General features: G+C 62.8%; 6 protein-coding genes and 1 pseudogene. 5 read left to right on the forward strand and 2 right to left on the reverse strand.

Translation table 11 applies throughout. The features are described 5' to 3' along the window. The 4 genes from HV773_RS33875 to HV773_RS33890 all read left to right on the forward strand — a co-directional run bounded on the left by HV773_RS33875 (position 1) and on the right by HV773_RS33890 (position 6855). On the forward strand, positions 1–705 hold the full coding sequence (locus HV773_RS33875; protein ID WP_175198195.1) for a GntR family transcriptional regulator: 705 nt from the start codon (positions 1–3) through the stop codon (positions 703–705). Continuing rightward, positions 702–1724, forward strand: a complete 1023-nt coding sequence (locus HV773_RS33880; RefSeq protein ID WP_175198196.1) for an Ldh family oxidoreductase — start codon at positions 702–704, stop codon at positions 1722–1724. The genes HV773_RS33875 and HV773_RS33880 overlap by 4 nt, the downstream gene beginning before the upstream one ends. An 81-nt stretch (positions 1725–1805) precedes the next feature. Beyond that, a complete protein-coding gene (locus tag HV773_RS33885; protein ID WP_175198197.1) occupies positions 1806–5387 on the forward strand; it encodes an indolepyruvate ferredoxin oxidoreductase family protein in 3582 nt (1193 codons plus the stop codon). 145 nt (positions 5388–5532) lie between these two features. Beyond that, the gene (locus HV773_RS33890; RefSeq protein WP_175198202.1) at positions 5533–6855 is read left to right on the forward strand and encodes an MFS transporter; all 1323 of its coding nucleotides are present in this window, start codon (positions 5533–5535) and stop codon (positions 6853–6855) included. Positions 6856–6987: 132 nt separating this feature from the next. Here HV773_RS33890 and HV773_RS33895 read toward each other — a convergent pair whose 3' ends face one another. After that, positions 6988–7650 carry a phytanoyl-CoA dioxygenase family protein gene (locus tag HV773_RS33895; protein ID WP_343052422.1) on the reverse strand — a complete coding sequence of 221 codons (663 nt, stop codon included), beginning with the start codon at positions 7648–7650 and terminating at the stop codon, positions 6988–6990. Beyond that, positions 7536–7916 (reverse strand): hypothetical protein, encoded by a 381-nt coding sequence (locus tag HV773_RS37170; RefSeq protein ID WP_246282585.1) that lies wholly within the window; start codon positions 7914–7916, stop codon positions 7536–7538. The genes HV773_RS33895 and HV773_RS37170 overlap by 115 nt, the downstream gene beginning before the upstream one ends. 286 nt (positions 7917–8202) lie before the next feature. On the opposite strand from HV773_RS37170, the pseudogene HV773_RS33900 reads away from it, so the two are divergent. Beyond that, positions 8203–8349 (forward strand): annotated as a pseudogene (locus tag HV773_RS33900) (MFS transporter); the annotation flags it as partial. Positions 8350–8719 lie beyond the last annotated feature (370 nt).

The following is an 8719-nucleotide window of genomic DNA, read 5'->3' on the forward strand; positions in this document are numbered from 1 at the left end:
ATGACCAAGCTATCCATGGTGTCGGACGCAATCATCCGGCATATCGAATCCGGAGCACTTCGCGAGGGCGACCGTCTGCCCTCCGAAGGCGAACTGGCTGCAAACCACGGCGTGAGTGTCGGCACCGTACAGAAGGCACTCATGCAACTGGTGCATTCCGGGCTGATCACGCGCGAGCAAGGGCGGGGAACGTTCGTCTCGGGCACGCGTGTGGCGCCCGCCGACGTCCGTTACCTGCGCTTTCGTGACGCCGAGGGCAATGAACTGCCTTCTTACGTCCACGCGCGCGCGGTCAAGCGCCTCAAACGCAAGGGGCCGTGGTCCGACTTCCTGGATGGCGAAGGCTACGTGCGCATCGATCGCGTGATCAGCGTCGGCGGGCGCTTCGACCTGTACAGCGAATTCTGGCTGCGCGAGGAAGACTTCGCCGAACTTGGCGGGGTCGACCGTACCGCGCTGGAAAGGAACCTGCGAGAACTCGTTGCCCAGCGGCTATCACTGCCCACGCAGCGCGTGGACCAGTGGATCCGGTTCGATACGCTGCCCTCGTCTGCCGCCAGGGAACTGAAGCTCGAAAGCGACCAGCCGGGGTTCATCATGGAGCTGCGCGGCTATACGCTGCGCAACCGGCCGCTTTATTACCAGTCGATCTGCTCGGGACCGTTTGCCGAGCGGCTGGTCATCATCCGGGAGAATGGACAATGAATTTGCACCTTCGCCCCGATGCGCTCGCCGAATGGACGGCGGCCGTGTTCGAAACCTGCGATGTGCCGGCGGAGCAGGCCGCCGAGGCCGCAGCGATGCTCGTTCGCAGTGAGCTGCGCGGCTACAGGACACATGGCATGACACGCCTCGCCTCATATGTCGACCGGCTTCAATCGAACGCATTCAATCCGCGGCCGAAGATGACCAGCCGCTCCTTTCCGGGCGGGATCGTTCTGGATGCGGACGGCGCGATGGGGCATGTTGCCGGCCCGCATGCCGTGCGCCTCGGGCTCGAAGCGCTGGAAACCAGCGCTTCGGTGCTGATCGTGTTGCAGTCGTGTGCTCACCTGGGCGCGCTCGGCATCCACACGCTGCTGGCCGCTGAAGGCGGCGCCTTCAGCATGATGGGACAGCACACGCCGCCGGCGCTGGCAATGGAAGGCTTTAGCGGCGGGGCGATCGGACACAATCCGATTGCGTTCGGCTGCCCGGTGCCCGGTGAGGCGCCGATTGTGTTCGACGTGGCGTGCAGCGTGGCGGCCCGTGGGCATATCCTGCTTGCGGCACGCGAAAACAAGCCGATTCCCGAAGGCTGGGCACTCGATGCCGAAGGCCGGCCCACCACCGACGCGAACCGTGCGCTGGACGGATTCCTCGTACCCATGGGCGGCCATAAGGGCATCGGCATTGCGATGATGGTCGAATGCCTCGCCGGTGCGTTAACGGCCACGGCAGCCACGGCGCCCACGCCGCACGTGAAGCGCGGCGACGCGATGCAGGGTGCGTTCCTCTGGCTGGTCAAACCCGATTCCTTTAATGGGCAGCAGGCGTTTAGCGACTACATGCGAAAGTGGACGCAGATTTACCTCGTGGCGGGCGGCGAGGATGCAAGACTGCCCGGCAACCGCGGCGATGCGATGGAACGCGCCGGGCGCAAACAGGGCATCGCACTGCCCGCCCCGATCATCCACGAATTGCAGTCGCTCGGCGAACGGCTACGCATCAGGTTTCCTGACTAGGTTCATCGAATCCAGCGCTGAAGTCTTACTATGCAATTCGATTAGCAATCCAAATTACCTACAGTGGCGAGTGTCAGTCATATGAATGCCCCTCTTACCGAAGCAACCCGAAAGGCCATGGAGGTCGTCACGCTCGACGACAAATATTCACTGGAAACGGGGCGCGCTTTCATGAGCGGCGTTCAGGCGCTCGTGCGACTTCCGCTGATGCAACGCAGGCGCGATGTGCTTGCCGGTCATCAGACCGCTGCATTCATTTCCGGGTATCGCGGCTCGCCGCTGGGCACCTACGACCAGGCGTTGTGGCAGGCGAAAAAGCATCTCGCGGAACAGCATGTCGTGTTCCAGCCCGGCGTGAACGAGGAACTGGGCGTCACCGCTGTCTGGGGCTCGCAGCAAGTCGAGTTTGACCGGGACAACAGGAAATACGATGGCGTGTTCGGCATTTGGTACGGCAAGGGCCCCGGTGTGGACCGCAGCGCGGATGCACTCAAGCATGCCAATCTGGCCGGTACCGCGCCTCTTGGGGGCGTCATCGCGCTGGCCGGAGACGACCATGTCTCCAAAAGCAGCACGCTCGCGCACCAGAGCGACCACACCTTCATCGCCTGTGGCCTCCCGGTGTTCTTCCCCTCCAGCGTGCAGGACATTCTCGACCTTGGCATTCACGCATTTGCGATGAGTCGCTACAGCGGCCTCTGGGCCGGCATGAAGACCGTCCAGGAGGTGGTGGAATCGGGCGCGTCGGTCGAAACCGATTCGCACCGCGTTCGCATCGTTCTGCCCGAGGATTTCGCGATGCCCGACGGTGGCCTGCATATCCGCTGGCCCGACGCCCCGCTCGTCCAGGAAGCGCGGATGATGGAGTACAAGTGGCCGGCCGCCCTTGCCTATATCCGCGCCAACCGTCTGAACCACAATGTCATCGAAGGACCCCACGACCGGCTCGGCATCATCGCGACTGGCAAGGCGTACAGCGACGCGCGCCAGGCGCTGCTGGACCTCGGGCTGGACGACGCGCGGTGCCGCGAACTGGGTATCCGGCTGCACAAGGTCAGCGTGGTATGGCCGCTCGAACCGCAAGGCGTGCGGGAGTTCGTGCGTGGGCTGCGCGAGGTGCTCGTGATCGAGGAAAAACGCCCGCTGGTCGAACAGCAACTGAAGGACGAGCTCTACCATTATCCGGCCGACGCGCGCCCTGTCGTGCTCGGCAAGTATGTCCCCGCTGAAGGTGAGCCCGCAGGCGGCGAATGGAGCCATCGCAGGCCGGGCGACGACTGGCTGCTGCGCGCGAAGGCCGATCTTTCGCCGTCGCTGGTCGCGAAGGCGATCGCGAGCCGCCTGAAAAATCTGGGCGTGCCCGCCGATGTCGCCGCGCGCATGGATAGCCGTCTCGCGGAAATCGACGCGCGGGAACGCGCCACCTCGGATCCGGCCGGCGGCGCTGAACGGCTGCCCTGGTTCTGTCCCGGCTGCCCGCACAACACCAGTACCCACGTGCCGGACGGCTCGCTCGCCACGGCCGGGATCGGATGCCATGGCATGGTGGTGTGGATGGACCGCTCGACCACTTCGTGGTCCCAAATGGGTGGCGAAGGCGTTTCCTGGATGGGCCAGGCGCCATTCACGAAACGCACCCACATGTTCGCGAACATCGGCGACGGCACTTACAATCACTCCGGACTACTTGCCATCCGGCAGTCGATCCACGCGCGCGTGAACATCACCTACAAGGTTCTCTTCAACAGCGCGGTGGCCATGACGGGCGGCCAGCCGGTCGATGGCCAGCTCGACGTGCCGGGCATGACGCGCGAGCTGGCTGCCGAAGGTGCAAAGCGCATCGTCGTGGTGGCCGATGATACGGAGAAGTACACCGGTGTCGCCAACCTTGCGGCAGGCGTCACGGTACGCCACCGGGACGAGCTCGATGCCGTGCAGCGCGAGCTGCGCGAAGTCGAGGGCGCCACCGTCATCATCTACGACCAGGTCTGCGCGACCAGGAAGCGCCGCGAACGCAAGCGCGGCACGATGGCCGATCCGGCGAAACGAGTCATCATCAATGAACCGGTCTGCGAGGGCTGCGGGGACTGCTCGGTTGAAAGCAATTGCGTGGCAGTGCAGCCGCTCGAGACCGACTTCGGCCGCAAGCGCGAGATCAACCAGAACACCTGCAACAAGGACTTCTCGTGCGTGAAGGGGTTCTGCCCGAGCTTCGTCACCGTCGAGGGGGGACAACTCCGGAAGCCCGCGGCCGCACGCAAGGCCGGGCTCGCCGACATGCCGCCGCTGCCCGAGCCGCAACTGCCCGATGCGTCGGTTGCGTCGAGGATCGTGGTGGCCGGCGTGGGCGGAACCGGGGTCGTCACCATCGGCCAGGTGCTCGGCATGGCCGCGCACCTCGAAGGCAAGAGCGTGATCACGCAGGACGCAACCGGCATGGCCCAGATGGGCGGCGCCACCTGGAGCCACATCCAGATTGCCGGTAACGCCAGCGCGCTGCACGCTTCGCGCGTCGACGTGGCGATGGCCGACCTGGTGATCGCTTGCGACACGGTCGTCGGCGCGCAGAAAACGACGCTGTCGACGATGCTGCCGGGCCGCACATATGTCGTGCTGAATAGCCATGCGACGCCCACCGTCGCGTTCGTGCGCAACCCCGACTGGCAGTCGCCAAACGACGAGGCATTGGCGGCAATCTCGTCCGGCGTCGAACGCGACGATCTCGGTGTCTTCGACGCGGAACGGGTCGCCACGCAACTGCTCGGCCAGTCCATTTTTTCGAACCTGATGCTGCTCGGCTATGCGTGGCAAAAGGGGCGCGTGCCGCTGTCGCGCGCCACGCTGATGCGGGCGATCGAGCTGAATGGCGTTCAGGTCGAAAACAACAAGAGCGCTTTCGAATGGGGCCGTCATTGTGCGCACCATCTCGCGAAGGTGCCGGTACAGGCCGCGGATGCACAGGTGATCCAGTTTGCGAGGAAGCCGCCGCTGCGCGACATCATCAGCAAGCGCAGCGAGTTTCTCGCCGGCTATCAGAACCGCGCTTACGCCGATCGCTACGAGGCGTTCGTGGCAAAGGTGCAGGAAGCGGAGTCGCGCCTAGGTAGCCACCGGTTGACCGAATCCGTCGCACGATATCTGTTCAAGCTGATGGCGTACAAGGACGAATACGAGGTGGCGCGCCTGCATACCGATGCAACCTTCGCGAAAAAGGTGGAAAGCATGTTCGAAGGCGACTTCAAGCTGGTTCACCATCTCGCGCCACCGCTCCTTGCAAGGCGCGATGCGAATGGCGACCCCGTCAAGCGGCCGTTTGGCCCGCGTATCCGCAGTGCATTTCGCGTACTCGCCGCGCTGCGCGGCCTGCGCGGGACGTTCCTCGATCCATTCGGCCATACCAGGGAACGCCGGACCGAACGTGAACTCATCGTCGAATACCAGGCCTGTGTCGAGGAAATCCTGAAAACACTCTCGACATCCAACCTGGCGCTCGCACTGGACATCGCGAACCTTCCCGACGGCATCCGGGGTTACGGCCATGTCAAGGCACGCAATCTGGACGCGGTACGCACAAAATGGGCTGGGTTCATGCAGCAATGGCGTGGAGCGAAACCCTCCGCGTCCACGACCGCACCCGCCATCGGCAACGGTGTCGCTCGCTGACGGTACCCCCTATTCGCTTGATGAAAGGACGAGCAGTCCGGCCGGCGGCCCTTACCGGAGCCGCCATCCGGATACTGAAGTACAGCCTCTATCCGCCGCGGAGCAGACAACTACTGGCTTCGCCAACAAAATCAGGAGACACCTCATGTCGAATCACCGTGCCGCCCCCAGCGCTTCTCCCCCCATGGCGTCATCCGCATCGGCATCCAGGCCGCTTTCGAAACCGCTAGTCATCACGGCAATTACCGTGGGCAGCGGCCTCGAACTGTACGACTCGGTTGTCTATAACTTCTTTGCCACACTGATCGGCCCGCTGTATTTCCCCGTCCATGATCGGCTGGGTCAGTTGCTGCTGTCGTTTGCAGCGTTTGGTATCGGTTATGTGATGCGGCCGGTCGGCGGACTGGTCATCGGAGCCTATGCGGACCGCGTCGGGCGCAAGCCGGCCGTCGTGCTGACACTGTGGTTGATGGCGATAAGCGCTGCGCTGCTGGTATTGACGCCCACCTATGCGCAGATCGGTGTCGCTGCCCCGATCCTGATGACAGCCGCCCGGCTGCTTCAGGGCTTTGCCATCGGGGGCGAAATGGGGCCGGCAAGCGCCATGCTTCTCGAATACGCAGACGACAGGTCACGGGGCTTTTACACGAGCTGGCAACCCTTCAGCCAGGGGCTCGCCGCAGTCTTTGCGGCGCTCGTCGCGCTCTCGCTCGCGAACGTCCTGCCGCACGCCACGCTGCTCACCTGGGGTTGGCGCGTGGCTTTTGTGATCGGTGTGCTCGTCGTTCCGGTCAGCGTCATGATCCGCAGTCGTCTCGACGAGACGCTGGTGCCGTCCAAGTGGGGCGACAGCACGGCCGAGACGCACTGGCAACTCGTGACGCGTCATTGGCAAGCGCTGCTGGCAACCGTGCTGCTCATGATCGGCCTCGCCTCCGCGGTACATATTGTCGTTTTTTATTTGCCGAACTACGCCGCGATTCGCCTGCACATTCCGCTCTCGCAGTCAATCTGGGCTGGACTCATTGGGTCGCTGGTACTCATGATTCTCTCCCCGGTCTCGGGCTGGCTCAGTGATCGCATCGGTCGCCGCAGGGTGGTATGGTGGTCGCGCATCGCGATGCTCGTGTTGATCTACCCAGCGTTCCTTGCGATGAACAACGCCCCAACGCTTTCCACCGTGCTGATCGTTGCCGCCGTGCTCGCCGTACCGATGGCGATGACGTCACCCGCCACGCTCGTACTCGTCAGCGAAGTGCTGCCGCAACGCCTGCGCGCAACGGGAGTCTCGGTGAGCTATTACGTTGCCACCGTCATCTTCGGCAGCTTCTCGCAGTTTTTTTCGACGCTGCTGATTCATTTGACCGGCGATGCCAACGCTCCGGCGTTTTACATCATCGGCTGCGGCCTGTTCTCCCTGGGCGGCCTGGCGATGGTCCGGGAAACGCTGGGGCGCCGGCTGAGTTAGGCGGCGGGGGTCTGTCGGGTTGGTGGGGGAGTCGGAGTAGGAATGACAGTCGCCCATCACCCTGCGTCCCTATCGGACCGGGAGGTCTCTGTTCAGCCAAAAATCAGCCCAACTCCAGGCCTCCCTGGTCATCTATTCGTCGAGCTTAAGGAACGATCCGAGTTCCTCATAATTGAGCTGCCACAGGCTGCCGCCCTCCAGCGTCTGGTTATGGAATGAGCGGAACCCGATAAGCTGTTGCGCGCGCGGGCTCAAGGTGCGTGCCATCTCGATCGGAACCTGGAACGGATAGGCCTCTTCCGGCATCAACCAACGGGGGCAGTAGGCCATGGCCAGCTCCCTGCGCGGCTTGTTGCTGACGTTCGCCCCGCCGCCATGGATCACCTTGCCCGAGAAGAAGGCGTCGCCCTTTTCCATCACCGCGGCAATGGTGTCGGCCTGCGTCACCGGCCTCGACCAGTCCTCCCATTTATTGCTGCTCGGGATGACCCGCGTGGCGCCCATCTCCTCTGTGTACTCCGAGGGTGCGATCAGGCAGTTCATCATGATTTCCGGGGCGCTCGCGCCGAATTGCCTGAAGGCCGGGTAGTTGTCGCCGTCCCGATGAAGAAGCTGGACTTTCTCGCCCGGCTGCAGCTCGATGAGCTGGCTGGTGCTGAGCCAGTAGCTGTCGCTGGTTTTCAGCATGAAAGGATCGACGTATTCAAGCAGACGCCGATGATCGAGCAGATGCGCCCTGAAATAGGCACTCCAGTTGACCAGCTGGGTAATCCGCTTCGTCCTCTCCCGGCGAATTCCCGCATGAATTCGTTGCCCTCGATACCCACCTTGTATCCGGGTACCAGGTTGTTGATTTCGGCATTCAGTCCGCCAACCTCATCGCAAAAGAGCCCTTTGATGATGACGCCTCCGTCTCGCTCGACGGCCGTGCGAACCTGCTCGACGGATGCAGATGCAGGCAGGCGCTCAAGATCTCTGTTTACAGTCATTTTTTTCCGTATTTGGGTAGAGGGGGATCCGACGTTCGCCGAAGATCGACCGGTCACGACCGATGTCTCCATGAGCGAGGTTATCGCTCCCTCAACCGTCTCGCTATCCGCTATCGGCAAGCCCTGACCTTCACGCGCGTTACCGAATGCAACTCGCTTGCCGGGCGACTGGCTCGCCTGAACTGCCCGTCACGGCGACATGCAAGGAATCGCCATCGCTGTTCGCGCCGGGCTGCTTGATGCCGCCCGCCGGCTCGATTCGCTCGTACTGCACTGGGGCCGGTAAAGGTCACAGGTTGAAAGACAGGCGGCCCATAAGAAGGCCGCCGTCGCCCATAACGAAACTGGAGACATCAAGATGACAATGCCCGACACAGCGAGCCCGGTGTACGAAGCCGGGGCCGCCATTCCGCGCCGCCGCTGGCTGCGCGTGATCCCGCCACTGCTGCTCGCATGCATCATTTCGTATATGGATCGCGTGAAGATCGCGTTCGCCATGCCGGGCGTGGGTCTGATGTGATGGACGACTCCCGCAACCCAGCGAGGGGTTTATGCCAAAGTGGAGAAGTCGTCCATCACATCAGAACCCTGGCAACTTCGTCCAAAAGGCGGCAAAGCAGTGCCTCATTGCGGAAAGGTCCGTTGCTCATGTGCCCGCAATGGCCGATACCTTCCCGATCGAGTGGAAGGTAATCCTTTCATACGGTAAGCGCTCGAGGCGCGCGTCGCGTACCGTTCCAGTTTACTGAGTGACTTATCGAGTCGTTACTGACGTGTGCACCAAATAGTGCGTGGTGCGTTATATGGGCATGAAGACAAAACCTGATGCCCGAAAACTGGATGGAGCCACCCAAGCCCACCTGAGAAAGCTCGTG

The organism is Paraburkholderia caffeinitolerans, from assembly GCF_902859945.1.
Lineage (GTDB): Bacteria > Pseudomonadota > Gammaproteobacteria > Burkholderiales > Burkholderiaceae > Paraburkholderia > Paraburkholderia caffeinitolerans.

Excerpts from the sequence above, each read along its gene's own strand:
- HV773_RS33890 (WP_175198202.1), top strand. The coding sequence starts at position 5,533 with ATGTCGAATCACCGTGCCGCCCCCAGCGCTTCTCCCCCCATGGCGTCA.
- HV773_RS37170 (WP_246282585.1), bottom strand. The coding sequence starts at position 7,916 with ATGGAGACATCGGTCGTGACCGGTCGATCTTCGGCGAACGTCGGATCC.
- HV773_RS33885 (WP_175198197.1), top strand. The coding sequence starts at position 1,806 with ATGAATGCCCCTCTTACCGAAGCAACCCGAAAGGCCATGGAGGTCGTC.
- HV773_RS33875 (WP_175198195.1), top strand. The coding sequence starts at position 1 with ATGACCAAGCTATCCATGGTGTCGGACGCAATCATCCGGCATATCGAA.
- HV773_RS33880 (WP_175198196.1), top strand. The coding sequence starts at position 702 with ATGAATTTGCACCTTCGCCCCGATGCGCTCGCCGAATGGACGGCGGCC.